Source organism: Pseudomonas putida, assembly GCF_028682455.1.
GTDB lineage: Bacteria > Pseudomonadota > Gammaproteobacteria > Pseudomonadales > Pseudomonadaceae > Aquipseudomonas > Aquipseudomonas putida_AA.
Genome location: NZ_JANHLD010000001.1, coordinates 807,806 through 832,356, shown reverse-complemented (window position 1 = coordinate 832,356; position 24,551 = coordinate 807,806). Strand labels below are relative to the sequence as shown.

Sequence of the window (24,551 nt, the reverse complement as noted above, 5' to 3'; positions counted from 1 at the left end):
CCTGAGGAGCCCATGCGCCGGGCACAACCCGGCGCAAGGCGCCCTCGGGTCAATTGGCCTTGGCTTGCATCACGTTTTCAGGTTTGTCCGCCCTGCGGCAGATCTTCGCTTCGACCTGCAGGCCCTGGGGCATGTCTGCCGGCATGTCGATTTCAAGGGAGAGCAGCGTCTGCCCTGCCCACTCGGCGTCCTCACGCAAGCGAAAAACAAAGCGGCCGTTCGGCTCGACTTCCCGTGCCCGGCTGATCAACAGGTTTTCCCTGGAGCCGGTCATGTACCAGATGGTGCTGCGCAACTCATTGATCACGGGTTTGCTGAACTGGATCTCGACGACGGAGTCCTCACTGCGGATCGGCTTGACCCCGGTGTTGACCAACACCTCGTTCTTGCCTGGCCGCAGGGCCATCTTCTGGCCTAGAGTCGCCGCTACGTTCCGGCAACCGTTATCCAGCAGGGGCATGACCTGGCGGTAGAAAGTCGCCATGGCCAGGTCGTAATAGCTGTTGACCTCCCAAATCAGCACCTTCGGCGGTTTGTCCTGGAAGTCCTGGCTGCCGAGGTACTGCAGCATGGCACTGTGGAAGCCACCGCCTGTCACCGAGCGGTTGTCGACGTCGACGCGGGCGTACTGCTTGAGGAAACCGTCGAAGTTGTACTGCGCGGAACTGAAACTGGTGCCAACCAGCACCACATCGGGCGCTTCGGTATCGCCAAACAGCTCGGCGCTCTCTTCCTTGGGCTCGGTCACTGCGCGAGTGAAATACTCGTTGGCGTAACCATTGCCACAGATTTTGCCGAATGCCTGGTTAAGGGAGCCGACCTTGTACAGGTTACCTTCCGTGCGCGTGGCAAACTCCTTGCGCGCAATCCCCTTGAAGACGTCCGACTTACTCAATTCAGCGGCCAGCAATTGCGCGGCCAGCTCAGCACCTTGCGGGGTCCAGTGGTTGTCGCGCTTGAAGAAGAATTTGCTGCGCACCTCGGCCGGATGGGCCAGCAGTGCGGAGAGGTCCGGCACACGTATGCCCAGGCCGCGCAGATGCTCGATGGTCGCCAGGTAATTCTTGCGCGACAGTTCGGCATTGAAGCTGCTGCGGTCCTGGGGGCGAAGCATTTCAGTGACAAGCAGGCCACGGGGTGGCAAGTAGACCATCACCAGCTCCACGCCCCTGGCTTTGAGCGCATCACGCAGATCCTGTAGCAGCTTGAAACCCTCGGGCGTGGTCCCGATGTTGGTCATGAAGTCGATCTTGCTGCGGAACAGCCAGTCCTCCTGCCCCTGCACCAGTTGGCGGAAATCGCCCAGATCACCGGGGTAGCTGCTGTCCTGCAGCGCCTGCGGGCAGATCTGGCAGCAGCGCTCGATCGCGTATTCCGGCGCCTCGGCAGCCAGGCTCAGGGAGCTGGCGAAAAGCGTCGCAATCGCTGCGGACATCCGCCAGGCCTGGGCGAAGCGGCTCATTGAACACCCTTTCATTGTTTGTCACTCACTTGAAGTTGAGCCAACTTGTCGAGCGGCAGCACCTGCACGGCCCGCTTCTGTCGTACCAGCAGGTCGATGATTCGGCTCTGCTCCTTGGCCAGTGCACCGAATATGCCGATGCCGCTGGGCTGGCTCGGCATCAGCATTTCCACCCCGTAGAGCTTCACGCTTTGCGGTGAAACCACGGAGATGGCACCCGACTCGTTACCGATCAGGCGACCGCCAACCACGGTCAGGGAGAGGTTCATGTCGAAGGGGTCGAGCGTCAGGTCGCGGGGCGTGTCGGTGAGGTCCTTGACGTGCCCGTAGATGCCGAGCAGGCCGTTGGCCACCGCGAGGTTTTCATAGAGCCCGACATTGGCGCTGTTGCGCACGCGTATGCCGTGCCGCGAGTTGTTGAACGCCCGGTTGCCCCACAGCAGGTTATCGCCACTCTCATAGATGGTGATGCCATCGGAGCCGTTGCGATAAACCTCGTTGTTGGCCACCACGTTGTTGACGCTGCTACGGTCGACCACGATCCCGGAGAGGGTGTTCTCATAGGAGCGGTTGTTGAAGATCCAGCTGTCGTTCACCTCGCGGGAGACGATGATGCCGTGCTTCTCCCGGGTGCCATAGGCGGTATTCTCGGCAATGATCAAGCGCCGCGAGCGGTCGTGCGGGTCGATACCGTAGACCAGGTTGTTGCGATAGGTATTGCCCTTGAGTACTACGTCATAGGCTTCGTAGCAGTAGAAGCCGTACCACATGTCGTCGAACATCGAGTCAATCAGCCAGCCGCTGGGATGTTCGCGCTGCATGATCGGGTGCATTGCCGGGCTGTACTGGGAGATGGATACGCCATAGGACTTGCTCGCGGTGTAGCCAAGACTCGATACCACCGAGTTGACGATGTAGGTCTCGGTACCGCCCCAGGCGTTAAGGAAGGGGCGGAACTTGCCCTTCTTCTTGAACCAGTCCTGCTGGTTCTCCTCCTCGCTCCAGGCGGTAAGGCGGGTATCCATGATGAACAGCTTGCCGTCGTTGATCAGGAACGCGCCGCGCTCGCTGGAGAGGCGCAAGTCACGGGTTTCCACGCCGATGTGCAGGGTCGCGCCCCGGCTGACGACGATCGGCAGGCGAGCGATATAGATACCCGGTTCGGTCTCTTCAAAATATTTCTTCGGCAGGCTGCGGGCCAGATCCGTCAGCGTGACATAGCCGCCCTCGATGAAAATCGCCTGGGGCATTTCACCCTGGCGTTTCACCCACTCCCGCAGGCGCTCGTCACCACCGGTGAACTCCACCAATTGGTCCACGCCGATCATGCGCTTGAGCACCACGCTGCCGGTGGGCTTGCTCACGATCCGGGCCTTGGCCGCTTCGGCCGTATAGGGCGACAGATCGGGCAACTGCGGCGGCGCGATCAGCAGCGGCTCGGCTGGAATGCTCGACACCTGGTAAGCGGGTGCGGCGTCCCCGGCCAGCGCCACGGCCGCCCACGCGAGGCTACCCGCGAGGAGCAGGCCGGCGGTCCAGCGCTGCCTGTTTCTTGTGTGTGAATACATAGCGTCCAACTCCATGGTCAGCTCGGCAGGCGGCACTCAGTAACGCCAGACAAAATCAACGACTGCGCGATGCATGCTCGAATCCGTGCCTTTGCCGAAGGCATCGCCCGGAAAGAACAGCCCGCCACGAAAGCGCACCAGCGCGGAGGATGCCCTCAGCCACTCCAGCCCGGCCGGAATCTGCCCGCGGTTCAGGTAGCGCGTCACCACAAGGTCGACTTCCTGGCCGATATCCTTCTCGCCGGGCACCAACTGGGCCTTCAGGCCGCTGCTGCTGTCGGCCTGGTCATCCACCCGCCAGAAGCGGTGGTAGACCAGGCTGGCGTCGTAGTCCTCGCCCAACTGCCAGCCGGTGAACACGCTGGCCGCCTGCAGGTTGTTCAGCTCGCCGCGATAGGCTTCGCCGAAGCGGTTGATGCCACTCCCGGTGCCGGTGAATTTGGCGCGGTTGCTCTCCAGCCCGGTCTGCCTGAACTGCTCGGAGTCGTCGCCGTCGGAGCCGCCGCTGGTACGCGCATAGGTGGCGCCGACGCGCCAGTTCTGGTCGATGTTCCAGCGCAGACCAAGGTCGACCGCCCAGGCGTCGAGGTCCTGGCTGAGCTGGCCGTCGGCCTGGCGCTGGCCGGCTACGGTGCTGGTGCGCAGGGTGTCGATATTGCCGGTCAGCCAGGTGGCGGCGACCCAGTAGCTGAGTGGCAGGTTGCTGCGCTCGTTATAGAAATCCCCATTGAGTTCGGCCCCTAGCCAGGTGAGTTCGCCTGTCGTGGTCTTACTCAACTGATCCACTGCAGCACCCTGCCCGGGCAGGTTGCCGCGATCGTCGCTGTGATGGAGCTTCAGCCCGGCCCAGTGACCCGGCTGCCACTGCCAGGACAGGTCGGCGAGCAGGTGCAGGCGATCCTCGTCCTCGGGCGCCAGCTCATCCAGGTCAGTGCGGTAGTCACTGAAACGTTCGGCAATGCCGATGTGGGCACTGAGCAGGGTTGTCTCGAAGTTCCAGCGCAAGGCTTCGATATTGCTGTCCCACCACAGGCCGTCAGCACTGCGGATCTTCTGCCGACCGAGGCGCAGGGACTCCCCCGGATAAGCGGTCAGGCCGCCATAGTCGACCCAGAACTCGTGCAGGGCGAGGAACTTGTCCTCCCGGTCGCGGGCGTCGTTGGGGTCGAAGGTGTCGGATTCGCTGGTATCCGACTCGATGGTGTCGCTGGCAAGGAACGCCTCGCCGAGCGCGAAGGCGCTCCAGTCGCCCTGCCGCGTGAAGATCCAGGGCCGCACGCTGAGGCCGGCGCCATTGAAGTCGCCACCGTCGCGGGTACCCAGATCGAGGTCCTCGATCGACTGCGCGGTGAACTTGAGATTGGCGCCATAAGACAAGCCGGGCTGCGGTTGCGCCCCAAGGGCGACGGAGCTGGCCAGCAATCCGGCCATGCAGGCCAGCGTGGTGGCGGGACTGTATTTCAAAGTCATAGCACTTCCTGCGCTTGATCAGCTTGATTCCTGGCGGTGACCTGCTGGCCACCGCGCGCCTCGATTTCACGGGCCAGCAGGCTCTCGACCTGCTGGTAGTCCTGCGCCTGCAGCCTCGGCGCCAGGCGCTCCATCAGGACCTGCCCCTGGGCCATGCCCTGGTGCGAGGCGAGCTTGGCGAAGGTGTAGCTGTAGACGGGGTTGATCCGCACGCCCTTGCCCTCGCCAAACAACTGGGCCAGCGCGATGTTGGCGCTCGGGTCGCCCGCGCGGGCGGCAATCAGCAGATGCTCCAGTGCCTTTTCCGGCTCGATGTCGCCCAGCGCGCCATCCCGGTACAGCCGGCCCAAGAGCAGGTGCGCCTTGGTGTGGCTGGACGCGGCCTGTAGGAGGTACTGCTCTGCCGCCCGCGGGTCGGCCGGCACGGCCTGGCCCTTGAGGTACAGTTGCCCGAGCATCAACGCGGCGCGGCTGGAACCAGCTTCCATGCCCTTGTTCAGGTACCCGGTGAGTACGCTCGCATCCCCCAGGTCGGGGAAGCGCAAGACCAGCTCGGCCAAACCGCACCAGGCATCCGGGTAGGCCGGCGCAGTACGCGTGTAGAGCGCCTGGGCAGCCTGCGGATCGGCTTCGCCAAGGCTGCTGTCGGCCAGTACCTTGGCAACGCCCTGCACACGTTCAGGCGACACCAGGCCGGCCTGATAGGCGGAGTCCAGCCGCGCCAGCAACTGCTGTTGGCTGCTTTTGTCGCCACGTCGCTGGTAGACCTCGGCCAGTTCGACATAGCACTCACTGGCCTGGTCCAGCCAGCCGGCACAAATGGCTTCGATCTCGTCCAGCTTCTGCTCGTAGTTGCCACGCACACGGTACAGGAGCACCTTGCCGAGCCGGGCTTCACCGATGCCTTGCGCCTGCCATTGCTCCAGCTCGCGCTCCAGCTCGCCGCTGGCAAGCTTTTGCGGATCCTGCAGTCGTACCTGCACCAGCGGCAGCAGTGCGCTGTTGTCGCCGGCCGCCAGGCTCTTGCGCAACAGCTGCTCGGCCTCCAGACGCTCGGCATGAGTCGCCTGTGGCTTGTTCGCGAGCCATTTACCCAGCCGCGCCGGCGCCGCCGCAGAGCGATCGAGGGCCTGGCGATACAGCGTCTCGCCCTGCATCCGCTGCTCCACCGAAGGGCTGCGTACCAGCAGATCGGCGAGGCCGATCTGGGCATCGACATAACCCTGGCTGGCGAGGATGCGGTAGTTCTGTTCCGCGGTCGCGAGGTCACCACTGCTTCTGGCCTGCTTGGCCAGCTGCAGATCGGGCAACGCCACGCAACCGGCCAGCAGGCCGAGGCTGAGCGAGCTCAGCAGCCCGCATGCTAGTCCGGTCCTGTTCATTTTTCAGACGCCAGGCTGTTGTTGACGAAGACGCCGTTCAGCGGGCGAATGCGCACTTCCACCGGGCGCTTGGCCAGATTGCTGGCAAGCGGCTCGTTCGGCTGGATCTGCACACGGATGTCCGAGGCCAGGCCGCCGTCCTGCAGGGCCATGCTGACGATCCGGCCGCCGCGCTCGGTGGCTTCGCCGCCCACCAGGAAGGTCACCGGGGTGCCCGGTTGCAGTTGGCTGAACGCGCGGTAAGGGAAGCGGGCTTCGACGGTGGCGACGCTGTCCACCGGCGCCAGCAGGAACACCGGGGTACCCTTGGGCGCCACTTGGCCATCACCCACCAGCTGGCTGACCACTTTGCAGTCACAAGGGCTGGTCAGGGTACCCTGGAAGGTCTTGTTGAACAGGCGCTCCAGGTTGTCCGGGGTCATCTCCGATTCCGGCAGCGCGCCCTTCAGGGCATCCAGCATGTTCGCCGTGAAAGTGGCCACCGGCGCGCCTTTGCTGACAGTGCTGCCGACGGTGACCAGGCTTTGCACGGTGCCTTCGCGCGGCATTGCGACCTGCGAGCCGGGCACACTGACCTGGGCCGAGTCGGCGTGGGTGACGAAGTAGATGTCGTAGAACTGGTACAGCACATAGGCAAAGGCGCTCAGACCGGCGACGAGGATCACCAGGGTTAAACCCATGGCACGCAGGCGGCCGACCAGGCTGAGTTGTTCATTCCCTTTGCCGCCCCGGGCCTTGGTGAAGTTCTCGCGCTGGAGAATGCTGATCAGGCCACCGACGTTGACCAGCTCGCCGCTGACGAAGGAGCTGATCAGGTAGCGCAGCGCCGACACCTCGCGCGGACGCAGGTTGTGGAATTCGCAGCCGACGCGCTTGCCGCCGATGATCGAGCGCACCTGGAATTCGACATCCATGGCGAAACCGATGCCCTCCACTTCAAACATCAGCTTGCCGCGATAGAGCTTGCCCTCAATCACCGACTGGCCGCCCTGCTCGAAGCTGAAACCGCCCGCGGAGAGATCTAACAGCTGGACTTCCTGGACGCCCCCCTGCTGGCCCTGGAACCGGACCTTCGCCGGCAGCTTCAGGCGCGCATACTGACGCTGCGCCTCGGACTCATGCACCACATTGGCGTTGCCCACCGGGCTGATCACTGCACTCATAACGTTTCCCTTTCGAATTAGTAAGTTGAACCTGGTTTCAAGGCTTCTTGGGCAATTTCGCCGCTCACACCACAAACATCAGCAAGGCCAGAAAGACGCTGCCCGCCGAGAAGGTCATGGCGCGTGAAGACCAGGTGTTGAACCAGCGCGAGAAGCTGGCCAGGTCGCGATTAAGCTTGGTGTTCTGACGAGTCCAGGACTGGCGGTCGAGGCGGAAGAACACGTACACCTTCACCAGCGCACCCATGATCTGGTTGTAATAGAGGATCAGCGGATAGGCCGGCCCCACCTTGTGCCCGGATGCCAGCAGCAACAGCGTCAGCGCCAGGCGGGTAATGCCGATCCACAGCAGGTACAGCATCAGGAAGCCGAAGCCGTACTTGAGGCTGGCGATGATCGCCACGGTGGGCCCCAGCAGGCTGGTCCACATTGATACGCGCTGGTCGGCCAGCACCAGGCAGGTGAACCAGCCCAGGCAATTGGGGCCAAGGCCCAGGGCGCGGGAGTTCTGCCGCAGGTTGTTGCCGTACCAGCGGAACATCAGCTTGCGGCTGGCCTTGATGAAGCTCTTTTCCGGCGGGTGCTCAACGGTGTTGATGGCCGCGTCCGGCACGTAGAACGTGTCGTAGCCCAGGCGCATCAGGCTGTACCAACTGGACTTATCGTCGCCGGTAAGGAAGCGGAAGCGTCCGAGGCGCCAGTGCTCCAGGTGGTCGCTCTCGACATCGGCGATGAAGCCGGGGTTGGTCACCACGCTGGCGCGGAATACCGACATCCGCCCGGTCATGGTCAGCACACGCTTGGAGAGCGCCATTGAGCACATGTTGAGATGGCGCTGGGCGAAACGCAGTTTGTGCCACTCGCTCATGATGTAGCTGCCCCGCACCTCGCAGAACTCGTTGGTGGTCAGGCCACCGACAGAGGGGAAGAGCTTGAACCAGGGCACGGTTTTCTTCACCACGCCTTGCTCCAGTACGGTATCGCCATCGATCACCGCCACCACCGCATCGTCATCGGGCAGGTGCCGGGAAATGGCGCGAAAGCCATGGGCCAGGCCATCGCGTTTACCGGTACCGGCGATGCGCACGAAGTCCAGCCTGACCCGCTCCGGAGGGTTCATCTGCCGCCACAGGCTCTCGATCAGCAGCTCATCCGAACGCTCGACGATGGAACACACCACGGTGGTCGGGTAGCCGCAGGCAATGGCCTCGCGGAGCACCGATTGGTAGACCTGAGCGGTAGTCAGCGCCTCGATGCGGAAGCTGGTGACCAGCAAAAACACATGGGACGGGGCCGCTGCCGCACCGAGCTGCCGCACTTTACGCCGATACCAGGGGAACACCAGGTAGAGGAAGATCATCCCCCGCACGAAATGCACGGCGCCCATGGAATAGCGCCAGATGCCAATGACACCCAGCAATAGAATGAAATCGGTGGACTCCGGGTCGAATGTGCTGCGCGGCAGCAGCAATGCCATCCCCATGAGCGTGATTACCAGCAGTAACCACCCTGCGGCGGTGCGCAGGCGACTCTGAAAAACATCCATGTCTCGGACCTGTATGACTTATCAACAACACGGCAACAGGGGCGCCGCGCCTGTTGCCAGGGCGCCCCGCGAGCATCACTCCACCGGTTCTACCAGCAGATACCTTCGAGTCCGGCACCGCTGGACTGGCGCATGAATCCAACCAGGTCGAAGACCTGCTTGTCGGCGGGAACCCGGTCGACCAGGGGCGTGAAGGCTTCATCGCTGTTGCCCAGGACGATCACGTCGGCATTGGCGACCACTGCGTCGAAATCGGAGCGCAGCAACGACGAAACATGGGGAATCTTCGACTCGATGTAGTCGCGGTTGGCACCGTGGACACGGGCGTACTCGACGTTGCGATCGTAGATGCTGAGGTCGAAGCCCTTGCCGATGAGCATCTCGGCCAGCTCCACCAGCGGGCTTTCACGCAGGTCGTCGGTGCCGGCCTTGAAGGACAGCCCCATCAGCGCGACCTTGCGCTTGTCGTAACTGGCGATGATGTCGAAGGCCTTGCGCACCTGCGCGGCGTTACTGCGCATCAGCGAGTCGATCAGCGGCGACTCGACGTCCAGCTGGCCGGCGCGGTAGCTCAGCGCGCGCACATCCTTGGGCAGGCAGGAGCCGCCGAAGGCGAAGCCCGGACGCATGTAGTACTTGGACAGGTTGAGCTTGTGATCCTGGCAGATCACCTCCATCACCTCGCGGCCGTCGACACCGACCGCCTTGGCGATGTTGCCGATCTCGTTGGCGAAGGTGACCTTGGCCGCGTGCCAGACGTTGCAGGTGTACTTGATCATCTCCGCGACTTCGATGGTCTTGCGGATGATCGGCGCATCCAGCTCGCGGTAGATCTCTTCCAGCAAGTCGCCGGAGGTGCTGTCCAGCTCGCCGATCACCGTCATCGCCGGATAGTCGTAGTCATTGATCGCGGTGCTCTCGCGCAGAAACTCGGGGTTCACCGCCACGCCGAAGTCCACGCCGGCCTTGAGCCCGGAATACTGCTCCAGGGTCGGAATCACTACCTTGCGCAGGGTGCCCGGCAGCACCGTGCTGCGTACCACTACCGTGTGACGGGTGGTCTTGAGCGGTAGCACCTCGCCGATCTGCCGGCACACCTCTTCAATGTAGGTCACATCGAGGTCGCCGTTGCGCTTGCTCGGCGTCGGCGGTGCGAGGAAGGAAATATCGGTTTCGAGGACGGCCTCGCGGGCATCCAGCGTGCCGCGCAGCCTGCCGCTGGCGATCCCTTGCTGGAGCAGCTCGCCCAGACCCGGCTCGACAATGGGCGACTTGCCACTGTTGATCAGATCAATCTTCAGCGCCTGAACATCGACCCCGATGATCTGATGCCCTCTTGCCGACAAACATCCGGCACATACCGCGCCGACGTAACCCAGACCAAATATGCTGATTCGCATGCTACGAACGCTCCTTGCTACTTAAGGTCATGGAATGTCCCTATAACATTCCCGTATCCATTTACAGGCAACTTTAATCCACGACCTGCAAACAGTAGGACTGCGCCATGTACGCCGACCTACATAAATAAAATTTAGTAACTTCAATAGTTCTTGTGAAAAGCCACACGAGAGCCAATTGCCGCCATAACAAACAATGGCAACACCAAGCACAAGATAGACGAAATAAAAGTGAGTACAGCACTACCAAAGCTACGAAAGCTTTCTTCATTAGCTCCAGCCCGGGACGCATATTGAGCACTTAGGCAAATCAAAGCAATAGAGCAATTTAAAAATAAATCACAAACAATGACTTTGACTTAATGGCGCCAAAACAACGACGACAAAGGAATTCAATAGAAAGACAAAGTTAGTTGTCAGATTCATGGCGACAATATATTTACGGCAGCCGAGTTGCATTAGCGAACCAAGCTCCGCGCTAGATTAATGACGACTAAAATATGACGTTTGATGCTATTTTTATGACGCCGCGCCTTCGTCAACGCTTCAATGCCAAGGACTCTTGCAACGGGCGTTGCGCGACTTCTTTGGAAAGGGTGATCTGAAGTAGCGTGTTTGGGCCGATGCCTCGACCTGCCGCGTGGCTATGTGCTCTCGAAGTCGAAGTACTCTCTGGCCCAAAGGAAAAGTGCTGTTGAGTACTATCTCGACCACGGGCGCTGCATCGCTTCCACCATCAAGGCGTTGGGCTACCCAGCACGGGATCTTCGTTGCGTGCCTGGATTCACAAGTTGCACCCCTAATAACTGCGCACGCTCGTCGTCAGTCGATCTGACGGGCTAGCTCGCCCGCTAGCGATGAAGCAGGCCGGGATCATCGCGCTGTGAACGCGACAAGAAGCTCCATCGTCACGGGAACGAGAAGAGTTGGAGCGGCAACTTGAATCTCTTCGGCTCGACGTGCGTCGTCTGCAGCTTGAACACGAACTGTTGATGAAGGCGAATGAACTCATAAAAAAAGATATGGGCATCGATCAGCAAGTCCTGACCAATCGGGAGAAGACATTGCTGGCGATGCGAGCTTCGCTGAGCAGGCAGCGTATGCGTTTGTCAGAGAAGGTGGTGCAACGCTTGATTGGACTACCTCCACGCCGGTAGACATTTCCCGGCCTCATAACGAGGCGCTTTCAAAGGCCTCAGGACTAACGCCGCCCAGGTGACTGTGGCGGCGGGTTCGGTTGTAAAACATTTCGATGTAATCGAACACATCGGCCCTGGCCAAGTCACGGGTTTTGTAGATGCGCTTACGGATCCGTTCTTTCTTCAAACTGCTGAAAAACGATTCGGCCACGGCATTATCCCAGCAGTTGCCACGCCGACTCATGCTCTGCTCAAGGTTATTGGCCAAGCAAAAGCGCTTCCAGTCATCACTGCCGTACTGGCTGCCCTGATCGGAATGCACCAGTACGCGCTCCTTGGGCCGACGGCGCCAGAGCGCCATCAATAACGCGTCCAGCGCGAGTTCACGGGCCAATGTCGGCTTCATCGACCAGCCCACGACCTTGCGCGCATAGAGATCCACCACCACGGCCAAATACAGCCAACCCTGCCATGTGCGGATATAGGTGATGTCGATCACCCAAGCCTTGTTGGGGGCATCAACTGTGAATGCTCGGTTGAGATGATTGGGTGCAATGATCGACGGCCGCCCGGCAATTGGGCGTGGCGCCTTATAGCCCCTCAACGCCTTGATCCGGTTGGCACGCATCAACCGCGCAACGCGGTGTTTGCCGCAACTCTCGCCGGCTTCCCGCAGGTCGCCATAGACGCGTAGAGCACCGTAAACCCCTCGGCTAGCCGCATAGGAATCGCGGATCAGTTTCAGCAAGCGGTCGTTGTCCTGGTCGCGCTCAGAAACGGGCTTGTGCAGCCATTGGTAGAACCCGGCACGAGCGATCCGCAATACCCTGTACATCGTGGTAATTGCATACTGATGACGATGCTCGTTCATGAAGCGGTACTTCACTCGGGCTCTCTGGCAAAGTACCGCGCTGCTTTTTTTAAGATATCCCGCTCTTCTTCAAGGCGGCGCATTTGGGCCCGTAGTCGCAGGATTTCACTCTTGGCTTCGAGCAATTCGCTGGCCTGCTTTTCTGATTTATCAGGGGTGACGGCGCTCACCCATTTATAGAGGCTGTGAGTCGAGACGCCGAGGCGTGCGGCACTCTCCGCGACTGAATAGCCGCGTTCAACCACCTGCCTGACGGCTTCCGCCTTGAATTCCGGGGTGTATCGCTGGGTACTCATAGACTTCCTCCTACGCTCAAAGCATAGGCCGGGGATGTCTACCTTTCCGGGGGTAGTCCAGAGCCGACCATCTCCAACACGTAGGACAGAAGGGTATGGGCTACAGGCCTTCGATCCACATGCCGCGCTGGGCCAGCCGTATCTTGCTGGAAATCATCGACGTGCGGGTGGAGCGGCTGCAGGATATCATTGAGCAACAGGCGCTGGCCGAGGGAATCGTTGGAGTTGACTTCGGGCCTGATGATAGATTTCCGATCTGCCGCGGCTACATGGTTGGCCCTGACGACGGATCCGCTCCACTGGAGACTCACGCTTCGAAGGCATTCGCCGGCCTATGGCGATCCATCAACGGCCCAGAAAGCTGGGACGCCAACCCTTGGGTTTGGGCCGTCGAATTCAAGCGGGGGCAGCCATGACCCGCCTCGCCCTCTGCCTCCTGCCGATCGTCACAAGCGCTTGCCTCTATCTGCTTGTCGACACCACGCAGTTACGTCCACTCTGCTTGGCGAGATACAATCGTTCGTCAGCTCGTTTGAGGATACTTGGGGCGTTTGGCGTCTCTAATCCGCGACATGCAACGCCAATGGACATGGTCAGGGTACCAATCGGCTCCATCACCGATACAGCAATCAGGGAGCGAATGCGCTCGGCAATTTCCTGAGCGATATCCAGAGTGGCGTCGGGCAATATAAGGCAGAACTCCTCGCCACCAGCGCGACAGGTCAGGTCACCAGCGCGAGAGCAGCCAGCAATTATGCGTGCGATGTGCTTAAGCGCCTCGTCTCCAACATCGTGTCCATGCGTGTCGTTGACACGCTTGAAATGATCAATGTCCAACGCTAGAACGGCATAGGGATGGCCTGCATCGTCTAGCCGCTTGAGCGCTGCATTCATCGCTCGGCGATTGGCCAGTCCTGTAAGAGGATCGCTATCAGCAGCCTGGCTCAGGGTACCGATTTTCTGCTGCAGTAGCTGCACGCTCGCTATTAACGCTTGCCGTATCGCGGCAGCTTCGGCGTACCAAGCTCGGATTGTAGACAGTTGCGTGCCTGCCTGAGCCGCCGATAGATCAGTTGCATACCTAGCGAGTTGCCTAAGTGGCCGACTGATCAATAAGGCCCCCAGCGTAATTAGCAGCAGGCCGATCAAGCCCGCGGGAATGATGTTGACCAGCATGTCACGCATCAACTTGCTCAGAGGAGCGAGCGCCTCGTCTCGCGGCTGCTGGGTAACGACAGCCCACTTGGCGTCAGCGACCTGCGCATATCCAGCCAGCATTGGCACTCCCTGATAATTGCTGGCCTGCATCTGGCCCTGTTCACCTCGTATTGCCGCATCTACTGTCGCACTGGAAATCAGTGCTTCTCCGATCCGTTTTTGATCCGGGTGATACAGGAGGCGGCGGTTGGCGTCCGCGACGAAGGCAAAAGTTCCGTTGAGCTGATGCTCACCGATAAGATTGTGCATTACGCCATGCTGCTCAAGCTGTATTGAGCCACCAATCAAGCCAAGGTACTGACCAGACGGATTGAAGATTGGTTGCGACACGAAGACGATGAGTTTGCCGTTTGCAGCGGTGTACACATGACTGACCATGGGTCGTTGCTCTTGCAAAGCAAATTTCATTTCCCGGGCAACGACAGTCGAGCCGACTTCGAGCAGGTCTGGACGCGATTGCAAAACTGTGCCCGCTGCATCTACCACCAACACTGTATCGAGTTCCGAATCTTGAGCTTGCAGTCGGTAGGATTCTGCCTTGAGTGATTGCGGGCTGAAATCACGCCCAAGGATCTGACTGCTGAACGTCAACCGCTCATGTACCGAGCGTAGGAAGCCGTCGATGCTTGTCGCCACTTTGAATGCATAAGCTCGATTGGCTTCCAAGGCAGAATGAATAAGAGCGTCCCGCTGCACGCTATAAGCGACCAGTAGGCAGTTGGCCAAGGTGAAAAGAACCGCGATCAAAACGAATGTAAGTATCAGCCCGCGAAGGCCGATTGACGATTGACTGGGACTCTTCATAGATTGGTGGCGACTCCACTACCCAACTGCAGACAATCTGCGCCGGGGCAATCATTTCCAATAATCAAAGTGCTCTCTGGCACCTATAGATGCACTAAGCGTAGCTGCTTTACCTAGGACTGGGACTGCTGCGCATGTACAGAGATCGAAATCATTGATCACAAATATCTACCCCTCAGACTGAACTGGCACCCCTTTACCGGCAAGATTCAGCACCCCCTGCCCTACAACTCAAGCCCGCCGACATACGCGGGCGAAGATGACCCATGCCCGTTGTTACCGTCAAAACGACCATCACGACCACCTTTGACGTTCCGGAACGACTTGCCATCGAGTAGGTTCGCCATCAGGCGTTCCCGACCCTCAACGAAGACGAGGAAGAAACCGAAGCGATGATGGCACCAGCAAGACGCGGCTCATGTTCCGCACCGAGCAGGCCGCCCGGGCCGCGACTGTCGGCCACCACTTCCTCGCATAACCCTTCCTACTGCGCTGCCGCCGGCTGCGTGGAGATAACCACCCATGGCAAATGCAACTGCAGCCGTTCAACCCGGCCTGTAGCCAAGGTTTCTGCGCGCGAAAGATGCGCCCGGCTACCTCGGCATGTGCAAGGACGAATTCAAGAACACCGTCAGGCCCCACCTCCGCGAGTTTCCAATTGGGAAACAGGGCGTTGGTTTCGACCGCTTGGAGCTAGACGCTTGGGCTGACGCCTACATCGAGTCCATGGCAACTGAAAAAAAGCAGCCAATCAGGACAACAATCGGCCCCGCAGCGAGCGCCAAGGGAAAACCGACAAGGAGAACCCATGGCCAAAAAAGCAATCACAGGCCTCCAGAAAATGCCCAGCGGCATCTGAAAAATCGACAAGATCTACCGGGGAGAACGAATTCAAGAAAGTACTGGCACTTGTGAAAGGGGGGAAGCAGAGCAGTACCTGATTCACCTTCTGGAGAAAATGCGACAACGGAAGGTGTATGGCGTGCGCCAGATCAGGACGTTTCGGGATGCAGCCACCCGATACCTGCTCGAGCACAAGGATCAACCATCAATCAAGCTGACCGCGCTGTGCCTGGAGCAGCTTGACCCTTTTCGGGGACTTCCGGTGCACCTGCAGACGATGGCCTTGTTCAAGGTGAACACAGGCTGTCGCGAGCAGGAGGTATGCAAACTGAGGTGGGATTGGGAGATTCCAGTGCCGGAGCTTGGAACGAGCGTGTTCCTGATTCCCGCCGACTTCGGCGACCGACACGCCAACTCGGGAGTGAAGAACCGAGATGAGCGTCTGGTGGTGCTGAACAGCGTGGCCAAGTCGATCATCGACAAGCAGCGCGGCATCAGTCGTGAGTGGGTTTTCCCGTACAACGGCACCGCAATGCACCGCATGAACGACTCCGCCTGGAAGAAGGCGCGGGTGAGAGCGGCGAAACTCTGGCAGGAGGAAAACCTTCGCCCCGCTCACCCTGGATACGCTTCGATCAGGATTCACGATCTGAAGCATACGTTTGGTCGCCGATTGCGCGCCGCGGGAGTGACTGAAGAAGATCGGAAGTCACTACTCGGGCGCAGAACTCGGGAAGCTGATTGAGGCTGCGAACATGGTATCAACAACCGACTCACGCGGGCCGGTATTGACGATCTTGAAGAGGAAAATCGGATGATGTCCCGAAAAAGTCCCCACACGCAGAAATGAAAAAGCCACCCGAAGGTGGCTAAGTCATTGAATATAATGGTCGGGACGGAGTGATTCGAACACTCGACCCCTTGCACCCCATGCGTGCAGGAGCCATGAAACCCTTGTAAATACGGCACCTCACTCAGCGCTCGCTGCAATCGACTGCTTATAGGTGTTTTCAAGAGTCACGTAGAGTCACGCAAATCTCACGCAGCCTGCTGCGCCCGTCTCCGGCGTCCTGCCGACCACTTCCCTTCCTTTATATGCACGCCCTACTCCACCCTGCACCACCACGACTGCGCATAGAAGGCGCCGTCCACTTCCTCAATTCCTGAGAGATTCATGCCGCCCTGGGCCATGCCGGTGATTTTCACGTCGAGCAGTCGCGGGAGAGCGTCGGGGCCTGGCCCTGAACTGAAGATCCAGGCGCTGATTGTCGAACGCCCCAGGCTGTCGCTATGACATTCACTGATTTGGATGTCGCCGGCCAGCGGCTGCACCCTCCGCAGTTGACCGACAGGAATGGCAACGCCAAGCTTTCGCCGGCGCAGGATGAGGAAACGCATACTGCCCACCACTGTACAAAAACACAGCATGCTATGAATTTGCCTGGGACCTGGCAATTACCGATCAGCGGCAAGCCTGATTGGCGGCAACCAGCTGTCGCTCGTAACCGATTCTCTGTCGGCGCTCAGCAAGAAGTGCCCGCACCTTTACCTCCAGACTGTCAGTCTTCTGCAGTCCGGCAGCAGCCCAGGGCGGTACCGTCACCTCCGGCGCGCGGCACGGCACCTGTACCGGCACCTCGACGCGCACGGTGCGCACCTCTGGCTCGGAGCGCGCCGCGCACCCGGCCAGCATCAAACACAAAACGACCATCATTACACCAGGTGTAAAGCTGGACATTCGACTCATAGACCAAGCTCCTGGTTAATGATGGTTTCGGCGGCCACACACTGATCGCCACCGGTGCGCTCCTGCTGCAGGCGGTTCGCCGCATCGAAGTCTTCTTTCGCCAGCTCGGCGGCCTCCTTCACTGCCTGCTCAGCTCGCTCCTGCCGCTGCTGGCCGGCCAGCACCAGTTCACCCAGCTTCAGCCCCTGCTCAGTGGCCAGAGCCTCAAGGTTGCCCCGGGCGGCCTTGCAACTGGCCAACTGCCCCTTGGTGTCGTCGAGCTGCGGCCGGTAGTGTTCAGCGGCCTGCCAAATGCCGAGGGCTGCGCCCAGGCCGGTCAGGAGCAGCGCGCCCAGCAGGTACGCCAGCAGCCGGCCACTGCCGGCGGGCAGCATCACACCAGCACCTTCAGGGCCAGGTCATACAAGGCCTTGCGCTCGGCAGCACCATGTGGGACCCGTCCCGGCTTGCCGGTGTTGATGATGCTGCCGATGTCCTGGAAACGGCCAGCGTCTGCCAGCTCGTTCAGCCCGTGCCTCGCCCACCACCAGGCGGCGGACATAGCGGCGTGCTCCGGTTGCTCGAGCAGTTCCGGCTGCTCTTCCAACGGCAGGCCCAGGCCGACACCGGCGGCCGCATAGTTCGCCCGGCCGGTCACCTGCAGCAGGCCTCGTCCACGGAACCGCCAACCGTCACCCGCGTGGATGTTGCCCATGCGCGCGTTGTAGACGACATTGCCTATGCGCTCAGGCTGGCGGGCGTACTCCTTGGCGAGGGCGGAATTGAACCGGGTTGGCCACACCCGAATCAGTGCTTCAGCGCTGTAGTTCAGGTTCTCCACCAGGTTGCGCAGGTGGCCCGACTCATGCCCGACCTGGGCCAGGAATGCTGCCTGACGAACCCGGCTGTCGATCTTGAAGCGGGTCATGGCCCGGTTCAGTGCAGGCAAAAAAATGCCCGCTACAGGGCGGGCTCTGGGGAGGATCTGCAGCAGCTGCTGCTCGGTGATCGGCATCAACTTTTCTCCAGGCAAAAAAATACCGCCAACTGGCGGTCTTGGTAGATTTGGCTCACTCAGCCACAGGCACCACTGGCGAATCACGATCGTTCTCGCCAACCCTGACCACAAAATCGAGGTAGCGCGGATCGGCTTCGTCCACCTCCCCCTGATGCGGATAGGCGTCAACATCCTGCGGCCCACCGAACCGCGCGACAATGAACTGTTCGCTCGCATCCTCAAACTGCACGTACATTCTGTAGCCCTCTTTGTCAGAACCTGTATCCAGTTACCGAAACCGTGGCACTTACCAGGGAGCCGGTCGACACCGTGACGCTGTAATAAATGGTTCGCGGGGTGATAAGCGACAACTCCCTGAACGCGTTGTCGGTATTGGTGGCACCGGAGATGGTGCATTGCGACCAGCCCAGGCCATCCGCCCTCGATGCCACCATCATCTTGTTCAGGCCGGTGCCTGACGATGTCACGCCGGTCCACCCCAATACCGATTTAGCGTTGGGCGGGACAGTAGTGAGCGTGATCGGTTGGAGCAGCGGCTGCTGGACGGTGGTGTTGATGGCTTCGTTCTGCATCAGGGAGACCAGGCGGTTGCTCTGGTGGGCGATTACCAAAAGTCTAGACGCGTTGGTGCCCCACGATGAAACCAGGGCCGAAGCGGTGAAACCAGCCGGCATGTTGGCCCCGGTATACACAGGACCATCGGAAGTAGTGCCCGCGCACGCCAACAGCCCATGCACTCCGGTTGTCGGGTTGTACACCAGATAGATCGACACGAAGCCGTTGACTGGAGCAGCGCCCACATCCATCCCGCCCAACCCTACCGTGGCAAGGTTGATGGTCTTGTTCACGTTGGGGATGACGTAGGCCACGCCGCCCAGGGATGTTTTGACGATTACCTCGTCAGCGGTAAACGTCGCGCTGGCAGAGGCCGCCAAAGTCGACATCTTTTCGCCGGATGGCCCGATCGTGGTGGAGTTCGCCTGAAGCTTCATCATGTTCTTGATGGCGGCAACGATAGCGGCAGTGGTGCCGTTATCGATCATGTCCGATCCGGTAATGTCTGCCACCGCCTGCGCCAAGGATGCTGCCATGATGGAGCTCTGGCGCCACACCTTGTTGAGCTCCGGAGACTTGGCCACGCCAGCTAGAAAACCAGTAGTCCGGGCGCCCAAAGCAGCATATGCCGACTGCGTCAGAACGTTGGCACCGGCATCCCCGGCAAAAGGCAGAAAGTCGTTAGCCATATGTAACTCCAAAGTTAAAGAGAGGTGCCCCAGGCGCCTTTATCGAAACCGGAGATCACTCCGTTATCAATGTCAAAGCCGAACAGGGGGGCGTTGTCGACGGACGTCGCAATGTAGTAATTGGCCTGAACACCGCAGGGCTTGAGGGAGATGTAGCCACCAGAGATCAGTGCCAGAGCTATGGCCGACGGAATGGTCCCCGCTATGCCGATAGTCATCGACATGTCCTGGTTGTCTTCAATGAAGGCATAGGTGCCGGCAGCGTAGGCTGTACCCTCTCCGCTCCAGGACAACTGGGCCCCAGCAGGGAGGGGTGCCGGGAGCACGATGTTGTTGAAGGGCTGGACTGCGTAGTCGATGACAGTTACCGCAGATGCCTCAGTCTTGATGATGCTTGTCATCAAGCCGATTTCTATTTGGGGCGAACTCAGCAAGACTCCGCTAGCCCCATCACCGGCAAAGGTGAGGCCATTGGTGTCAGTTGCCACTTCAAGGTTTGCACCGGCACCAGTGACGCCTGTCCCTAGAGGGAACGTAACGGAGAACCTGAAAAAGCCATCGCCGAACGGCTCAATGTCCGCAGTGATCCCGGTGTTGTTTTGGGCGATGAAGCCATCCAGCACGTCGAAAAGTACCCGCCCAAGGATCGGGCCGCCTGGCGCAACCCGTACCGACAAGCGTTTATAACCGTCAGCCTTTGCTATCCAGCTTATATTTACTGTTGAGCCGGACGGCATGCTCACTGCTCGTGATATGAGGTGTCCCGCGTTGGCCGTATCAGGCGTGAACTTGAACACCGCCACATCGCCTACCGTCCCGGCTGATGATATTGATCCAGCCCCCTTTCCCCAATAAGCATTGCTCAGGTCTTGGTTGAACAGGTAGTTGTTCGTTCTAGGCGTCGAGTACAGCTGTTGCTGGCCCTGCCAATCGGTCCTGTAGATCGTCATCGAACTGGTCGTGTAGACGGCCTGCCCCTGGTAGCGAAGCTGAAACTCAGTGGACACCCCATCACCCACAGCGAACGTTTCGTTGTTCGCAGTGACATCGATAAATTCGGAGCCTCCCCTCGGGTTGAAAACAGCGTCCAGGATCGGCTTTGATGTTTCCATCGTGCCATCCCAATGGTTCGCAGCGATTTTTGCTCTCAGCAGCAGACGGTAGGTTTCATCATCAAGCTCGATTACCCCGGTATCCGGGTCAAATGGCCCCTTCCACACGCCATGATTGAACCCCAGTCCTTCGGTATCGAATGAGAAGTACACCCCGGTGAGGGGGGTGTTGATGCGCCGCCCTATGCCGATCCAAAGGCCAACCTGGTCAAGTTGCACGCCGACTGCGCTATCAAGGTCGAAATCTACCGGCAGCCCATTGGACACATTGAGCGCATCTACTAGCGGCTGAACCGTAGCGTCGACCATGGCCATGTACTTCGGCTTGTCGGAATGCTCGCTGGTGATCCGCCCCGTGTAATCGGTAGTGTCAGCCATGAGTCAGGTCACCGTGATGGTTACGGATGCCGGCGTAGACTGCGCGGCTTGATTGAAGGCGAGCGGAACATCAGGCGTCCCGGCGCCGGCTGGGCCTGTCAGCGTCAGGGCTGTCAGTTTGAAGGTGTTGCTGTTTGGGACACTGTTCGCAGCGGTGATTGCATCAGCCCATTCCACCGTGCCACTCAGGTCGCCACCTATTGCTACGGAGTTGATGTAGTCCGAGACGACCTGCTGCACGGCAACCCCTACAGTCGAGCTGTACCCAGCAAGGGCCTTCAGCGAAATGGCTGCCGTGATGGCGCGATATGTCGGCCTGAAGAAGTTAATGGTGACTGGCCGACCATATACATCGGTGACGGTCTGCGAAGTGGTGCCGAAAGTGCCCGTGCCTGGCGTTTTCTTGTCAGCGATCGCCTTGGCAACTTCGGCGGCATCGCCGCCCTCCACCACCAGGGAAATCGAGTGGCCTGGGATGCCGTTGGCGTCTGTAGAGCCCGTGTCATTCTCGTAGGTGGCAAGTCGAGTAACGCCGACGATGGTCGCCACGGCGCCAGTGATCCCCTCAAGAACCGTGCGGGACGGCAACGCCACGGAGAGCTTTTGCCTTTGTCGCAGCGCCGCGTCGGTTTCAGCATGCGCCCCAACAGTGGCGGCCGACAGGTTGGTAACACTTTGCCAACCCAGTGTCATGGTAGCGATTTTGTTGATCTGACCCGGTCCAGCGGACACTGCGCCCACGGAGGAACAGGTTGCGGTAACCGTGATTTCACCGGAAGGCGGAATGGTCACAGAATCAGGCAGCAACCACTTGTTGCCCGCTTCGTCCTGGGCAACACCCTGGGTAATGCCTGTGCCTGCCTGTCCAACGATCTTGAGATCAGCCTGGGAGTTGGTTGGCACTGCACGGCCGATGCCGTTGATTTTGACGTTACTCGAGAGCCCTGCACCTTGCGCTGTGTTGGGTGAAAAGGAGAAATAGGCAGCCATGACTGCGGCATTCGCGTCACTGATCGCCAGCGCAATCAAAGCCAGGAACTGGCCGTCCTGAGAATCGCTCTCGAGGTATGTGTCCGCGCCGTAAATCGAGCGGTAAGTGGTCTTCAGGTAGTCCAGCACCTCAGCATAGGTAGGTGCCGAGATCCCAGTTGCGGAGATGACAGGGGCTGTCGGAGAGGCCATTTACAGTGTCTCGCTGATGGTGGTCTGCCCGTACACGGTGGTGATGGTTACCGTCACGGAAAACCTCCGGGTTTCTGGGTCGAGTGAACTGTCGAAGCTGTCGATCTGGACGACACCCTGAGTTCCGAGAATGCGTTTTTTGATCGCAGCATCACGCGTCGCTGTGGTCCTTTCGCCGAGGATCTCCGTTTCCCACGGGGTGCCGTCCTTGGTGTCAAGGAACCACTCGCCGCGGTGGAGTTGCAGTCTCGTCTTGACCGCCTGGGCTACGACATCGGGCGAATCGCGATAAAAGTCCGCCTGCTGGTTGCCGAATGAGTAGTCGCCGTTTGCGTCGAGTTCTCGGTATCTCATACAACGGGCGCTCCACTTGTGCCGCTGCCAGGCGTTACGCCGCTTGTGCGGTGCTGCTGAAGGCTGATCACGCCGGCTTTCACGTCGCCGGTTGTGTCCACTCGACCATTGACCTGGACGTCACCATTGATGGTCACCAAGGGCGCTGTCAGGTTCAGTGGGCCGGTTGTCGTGGCGTTGATGGCATGCGTGGCGGGGTTGACCTCGACAAAGGCCACACCGTCATCGCTGCGCAACTGAGCGGCGCTGCCGCTGATTGCGCCGATCACTCGGGGCTGTGACCTGAAGCCCAACAGCGCAAAGCCATCCGATAGGTCGTGCATGCGCAGCTCGGCCTGGTTCTGGATTCCGCCGGACTGCCACCAGGAATCTATGCAGCGGGATGCGAACACCACCAGGCACTCGTCACCCGGCGCCACCGGGAAGGTCAGTGTGCAGCCACCACCGGCCGGAAATTGGACAGGGCAATCTAGAAGAAGGGGTAGGTTTGTGCTGGTAAGATTCCCTGACTCGTCCCTGACGTATGCCTGGATTGCTGGCTGTACAGTGCAAGTCATTGCGCCTGGATCGAAGGATTGAATGATTCCGGGCATTGACGTCCAGATTTTTGACTGCCAACCGCCCAGGGCAATAGCGAGCCCTTCAAGTGGATCGTCAATGCGCTCGCGTCTATCCAAGGAGTTCACCGTGAAAAAAGTTGTTCTGATGAGTGCTTTGATGCTGTTCGCTGCATCGGCGATGGCAGAGCAGGTGTTGGTTACCCAAGGCAAAGGGCATCAGTGCCGGGGAGACAAGTTCGATATCTCCCAACCAATTGAAGTCCTGTACCCCGAACGGGCATGTGAACTGCCGCTGGCAGACAAAAGCGGGTGGATGGCCTACCGGTTTCAAGGCCCACGGCTCCAGCAAAACGGGTGCTTTGGTCGCGCCCTTGATGGATCGTATGTGATCGTTCGCGAGGACTCTGTGAGGACTACCGCATCGAGCAACGCTTACGTCATGGCGAAGCTGTCATCTAATGGCAAGGCTACAGTTTTGGCCTCGCCGAACCAGGACACGCCCCATGCCAAGGCAATAGAGATGTGCCCCTAGCCGTAGGGTTTAACAGGCCCGACCGCCCCGACGCCGCCAGTCTGCGGGAGCAGGCCGACCGGGGTGGTAGCATCGATGGAGATGCAGATGGTGTCGGTGTACCAGGCTTGCCCCCGGTTGTCTCCAGAGTGGTTGACTACCATGGCACGATAGATCCCGTCGGCGTCGATTCGCGCCTGCTGTGCGACAAACTCGTTGTTTGCCAACGCGTTGGTACTGAGCCCATATCGGTAAAGCTGGATGCTGGCATTGTCGATTTGTAGCCGTCGACCAATCCTGATCCCTGGATTCAGCAGCGTTCGGACGGTGATGCCGTTCTGGGTTTGTTCAGGCAAACCAATCATGCCGGTGGCAGAGGTCACCACTACCACCTCGCCAGGCAGGTAGGCAGTGTTGGGTATCAGCGTTACCTTCCCGTCCTGGATGCTCCAACTGAGATCCTGAGTTTTCCCCAAAACATCCAGGTAGTCCCGGGTCATTCCAAACATCACCTTGCCGCGCGGAAGCTTGTTTGCCGCTAGCGCTGGCCTCTCGCCCATAGTCACGCCACGCGATGCCATCGACTGCAGGGCTGCTTGCAAGTGATCATCTGCAGTTGAACCGGCCGCAAGTGAAGCGCTAACCACCGCGAAGTTGTACGCGCTATCTCCATCAGCTGCCGTAATGTCGATGTAGGTGTCTGTCTGACTCTCGCGACCACGCCTCACTTGCTTGATGGTGCCGTCAAAAATCACGCCGAAGTTTCCTGCGTAACCGGCCTGCAGGACGATCCGCTCGAACTCCTTCTCCGCACGATTGGCTGTATTTTCGCTGACGTTGTAAACCCTGATATCCGCAGAGTTTGGCGTCTTCAGGTCGCCACGGCGTACTGCAAAGCTGATGCGAAGCTGCGACAGGTCAAGGGCATCTTGGTCGTTCCCGATCTTCAGGCTGATCTGGCGGAGATATTGAGGAACGCTCATGGTTGCTCCTAGGCCGTGTACCAGTAGAGGTGTGACCCGATCCCCAGATTGTCGAAAGTCGGAACTGCATCCGGGTCATCAGTGGTCTGGCACCAAAGGATGTCTTTGAAGCCAAGGTAGCCGTACTGCTCCAGCAGATTCACACCGGTCACCAGGGGAATGCCTTCAATGATCGGATTATTGCTGGTGTCGGCGATGTCGAGCACCCAGCCGCCCTGCTCTGCGTTCCGGAACTGCACCGTCAGGCGATACTCGACCGCCGAGAGCGTGATGGAAAAGGACTGGGGATTCGGTGAAAGCGGAATTTCGAAGTTGGCCATA

22 protein-coding genes and 3 pseudogenes are annotated in these 24,551 nt (G+C 59.7%); 4 read left to right on the top strand and 21 right to left on the bottom strand.

The window, feature by feature from the left end; all coding sequences use genetic code 11:
• Positions 1–49: 49 nt before the first annotated feature.
• The 7 genes from NPS58_RS04165 to NPS58_RS04135 form a co-directional block, all read right to left on the bottom strand.
• Positions 50–1,462, bottom strand: coding sequence for an alginate O-acetyltransferase (locus tag NPS58_RS04165; RefSeq protein WP_274113779.1), 1,413 nt, complete (start codon positions 1,460–1,462; stop codon positions 50–52).
• A gap of 11 nt (positions 1,463–1,473) precedes the next feature.
• A complete protein-coding gene (algG, locus tag NPS58_RS04160) occupies positions 1,474–3,030 on the bottom strand; it encodes a mannuronan 5-epimerase AlgG (RefSeq protein WP_274113778.1) in 1,557 nt (518 codons plus the stop codon).
• Between the two features lie 36 nt (positions 3,031–3,066).
• A complete protein-coding gene (locus NPS58_RS04155; protein ID WP_425313018.1) occupies positions 3,067–4,500 on the bottom strand; it encodes an alginate export family protein in 1,434 nt (477 codons plus the stop codon).
• Entirely contained in the window at positions 4,497–5,882 is a 1,386-nt protein-coding gene (locus NPS58_RS04150) for an SEL1-like repeat protein (RefSeq protein ID WP_274113777.1), read from the bottom strand. The genes NPS58_RS04155 and NPS58_RS04150 overlap by 4 nt, the downstream gene beginning before the upstream one ends.
• A complete protein-coding gene (locus NPS58_RS04145; protein ID WP_425313017.1) occupies positions 5,879–7,045 on the bottom strand; it encodes an HlyD family efflux transporter periplasmic adaptor subunit in 1,167 nt (388 codons plus the stop codon). Before NPS58_RS04145 ends, NPS58_RS04150 begins: the two co-directional genes overlap by 4 nt.
• 64 nt (positions 7,046–7,109) lie before the next feature.
• On the bottom strand, positions 7,110–8,591 hold the full coding sequence (locus NPS58_RS04140; protein ID WP_274113775.1) for a glycosyltransferase family 2 protein: 1,482 nt from the start codon (positions 8,589–8,591) through the stop codon (positions 7,110–7,112).
• Positions 8,592–8,680: 89 nt separating this feature from the next.
• Positions 8,681–9,991: a nucleotide sugar dehydrogenase gene (locus NPS58_RS04135; protein ID WP_274113773.1), complete on the bottom strand. Its 1,311-nt coding sequence runs from the start codon at positions 9,989–9,991 to the stop codon at positions 8,681–8,683.
• 621 nt (positions 9,992–10,612) lie between these two features.
• Here NPS58_RS04135 and NPS58_RS04130 point away from each other — a divergent pair.
• Positions 10,613–11,127, top strand: a pseudogene (locus NPS58_RS04130) (IS3 family transposase); the annotation flags it as partial.
• 34 nt (positions 11,128–11,161) lie between these two features.
• On the opposite strand, the gene NPS58_RS04125 reads toward NPS58_RS04130, so the two are convergent.
• A protein-coding gene (locus NPS58_RS04125) for an IS3 family transposase (protein WP_274113772.1) occupies positions 11,162–12,297 on the bottom strand; the annotation gives its coding sequence in 2 pieces (ribosomal slippage) (positions 11,162–12,042 and positions 12,042–12,297; 1,137 coding nt in all).
• A gap of 104 nt (positions 12,298–12,401) precedes the next feature.
• Between NPS58_RS04125 and NPS58_RS04120 the strand changes: the two are divergent.
• Positions 12,402–12,713, top strand: a pseudogene (locus NPS58_RS04120) (hypothetical protein); the annotation flags it as partial.
• Between the two features lie 46 nt (positions 12,714–12,759).
• On the opposite strand, the gene NPS58_RS04115 reads toward NPS58_RS04120, so the two are convergent.
• On the bottom strand, positions 12,760–14,319 hold the full coding sequence (locus NPS58_RS04115) for a sensor domain-containing diguanylate cyclase (protein WP_274113768.1): 1,560 nt from the start codon (positions 14,317–14,319) through the stop codon (positions 12,760–12,762).
• 862 nt (positions 14,320–15,181) lie between these two features.
• Here NPS58_RS04115 and NPS58_RS04110 point away from each other — a divergent pair.
• A pseudogene (locus NPS58_RS04110) lies at positions 15,182–15,980 on the top strand (tyrosine-type recombinase/integrase).
• A 286-nt stretch (positions 15,981–16,266) separates the two neighbouring features.
• Here the strand turns inward: NPS58_RS04110 and NPS58_RS04105 are convergent.
• The 10 genes from NPS58_RS04105 to NPS58_RS04060 all read right to left on the bottom strand — a co-directional run bounded on the left by NPS58_RS04105 (position 16,267) and on the right by NPS58_RS04060 (position 22,769).
• Complete coding sequence (locus tag NPS58_RS04105) at positions 16,267–16,560, bottom strand: hypothetical protein (protein ID WP_274113766.1); 294 nt, start codon at positions 16,558–16,560, stop codon at positions 16,267–16,269.
• A gap of 64 nt (positions 16,561–16,624) precedes the next feature.
• Positions 16,625–16,876, bottom strand: a complete 252-nt coding sequence (locus NPS58_RS04100) for a hypothetical protein (protein WP_274115349.1) — start codon at positions 16,874–16,876, stop codon at positions 16,625–16,627.
• 29 nt (positions 16,877–16,905) lie between these two features.
• Entirely contained in the window at positions 16,906–17,283 is a 378-nt protein-coding gene (locus tag NPS58_RS04095) for a hypothetical protein (RefSeq protein ID WP_274115348.1), read from the bottom strand.
• Entirely contained in the window at positions 17,283–17,903 is a 621-nt protein-coding gene (locus tag NPS58_RS04090; RefSeq protein WP_274113764.1) for a glycoside hydrolase family 19 protein, read from the bottom strand. The genes NPS58_RS04095 and NPS58_RS04090 overlap by 1 nt, the downstream gene beginning before the upstream one ends.
• Before the next feature lie 55 nt (positions 17,904–17,958).
• The gene (locus NPS58_RS04085) at positions 17,959–18,141 is read right to left on the bottom strand and encodes a hypothetical protein (protein ID WP_274113762.1); all 183 of its coding nucleotides are present in this window, start codon (positions 18,139–18,141) and stop codon (positions 17,959–17,961) included.
• A gap of 16 nt (positions 18,142–18,157) precedes the next feature.
• Positions 18,158–19,150: a hypothetical protein gene (locus tag NPS58_RS04080; RefSeq protein WP_274113760.1), complete on the bottom strand. Its 993-nt coding sequence runs from the start codon at positions 19,148–19,150 to the stop codon at positions 18,158–18,160.
• Positions 19,151–19,164: 14 nt separating this feature from the next.
• Entirely contained in the window at positions 19,165–20,640 is a 1,476-nt protein-coding gene (locus NPS58_RS04075) for a DUF2612 domain-containing protein (RefSeq protein WP_274113758.1), read from the bottom strand.
• Positions 20,641–20,643: 3 nt separating this feature from the next.
• Entirely contained in the window at positions 20,644–21,822 is a 1,179-nt protein-coding gene (locus NPS58_RS04070) for a baseplate J/gp47 family protein (RefSeq protein ID WP_274113756.1), read from the bottom strand.
• Positions 21,823–22,176, bottom strand: coding sequence for a hypothetical protein (locus NPS58_RS04065; RefSeq protein WP_274113754.1), 354 nt, complete (start codon positions 22,174–22,176; stop codon positions 21,823–21,825). It lies immediately after the preceding gene.
• The gene (locus NPS58_RS04060) at positions 22,173–22,769 is read right to left on the bottom strand and encodes a Gp138 family membrane-puncturing spike protein (protein WP_274115347.1); all 597 of its coding nucleotides are present in this window, start codon (positions 22,767–22,769) and stop codon (positions 22,173–22,175) included. The genes NPS58_RS04065 and NPS58_RS04060 overlap by 4 nt, the downstream gene beginning before the upstream one ends.
• 94 nt (positions 22,770–22,863) lie before the next feature.
• Between NPS58_RS04060 and NPS58_RS04055 the strand changes: the two genes are divergently transcribed.
• Positions 22,864–23,268 carry a hypothetical protein gene (locus NPS58_RS04055; RefSeq protein ID WP_274113751.1) on the top strand — a complete coding sequence of 135 codons (405 nt, stop codon included), beginning with the start codon at positions 22,864–22,866 and terminating at the stop codon, positions 23,266–23,268.
• Here NPS58_RS04055 and NPS58_RS04050 read toward each other — a convergent pair.
• On the bottom strand, positions 23,265–24,230 hold the full coding sequence (locus NPS58_RS04050) for a phage protein (RefSeq protein ID WP_274113749.1): 966 nt from the start codon (positions 24,228–24,230) through the stop codon (positions 23,265–23,267). The genes NPS58_RS04055 and NPS58_RS04050 overlap by 4 nt on opposite strands.
• Before the next feature lie 8 nt (positions 24,231–24,238).
• A complete protein-coding gene (locus NPS58_RS04045) occupies positions 24,239–24,550 on the bottom strand; it encodes a phage baseplate plug family protein (RefSeq protein WP_274113747.1) in 312 nt (103 codons plus the stop codon).
• Position 24,551: the final 1 nt, after the last annotated feature.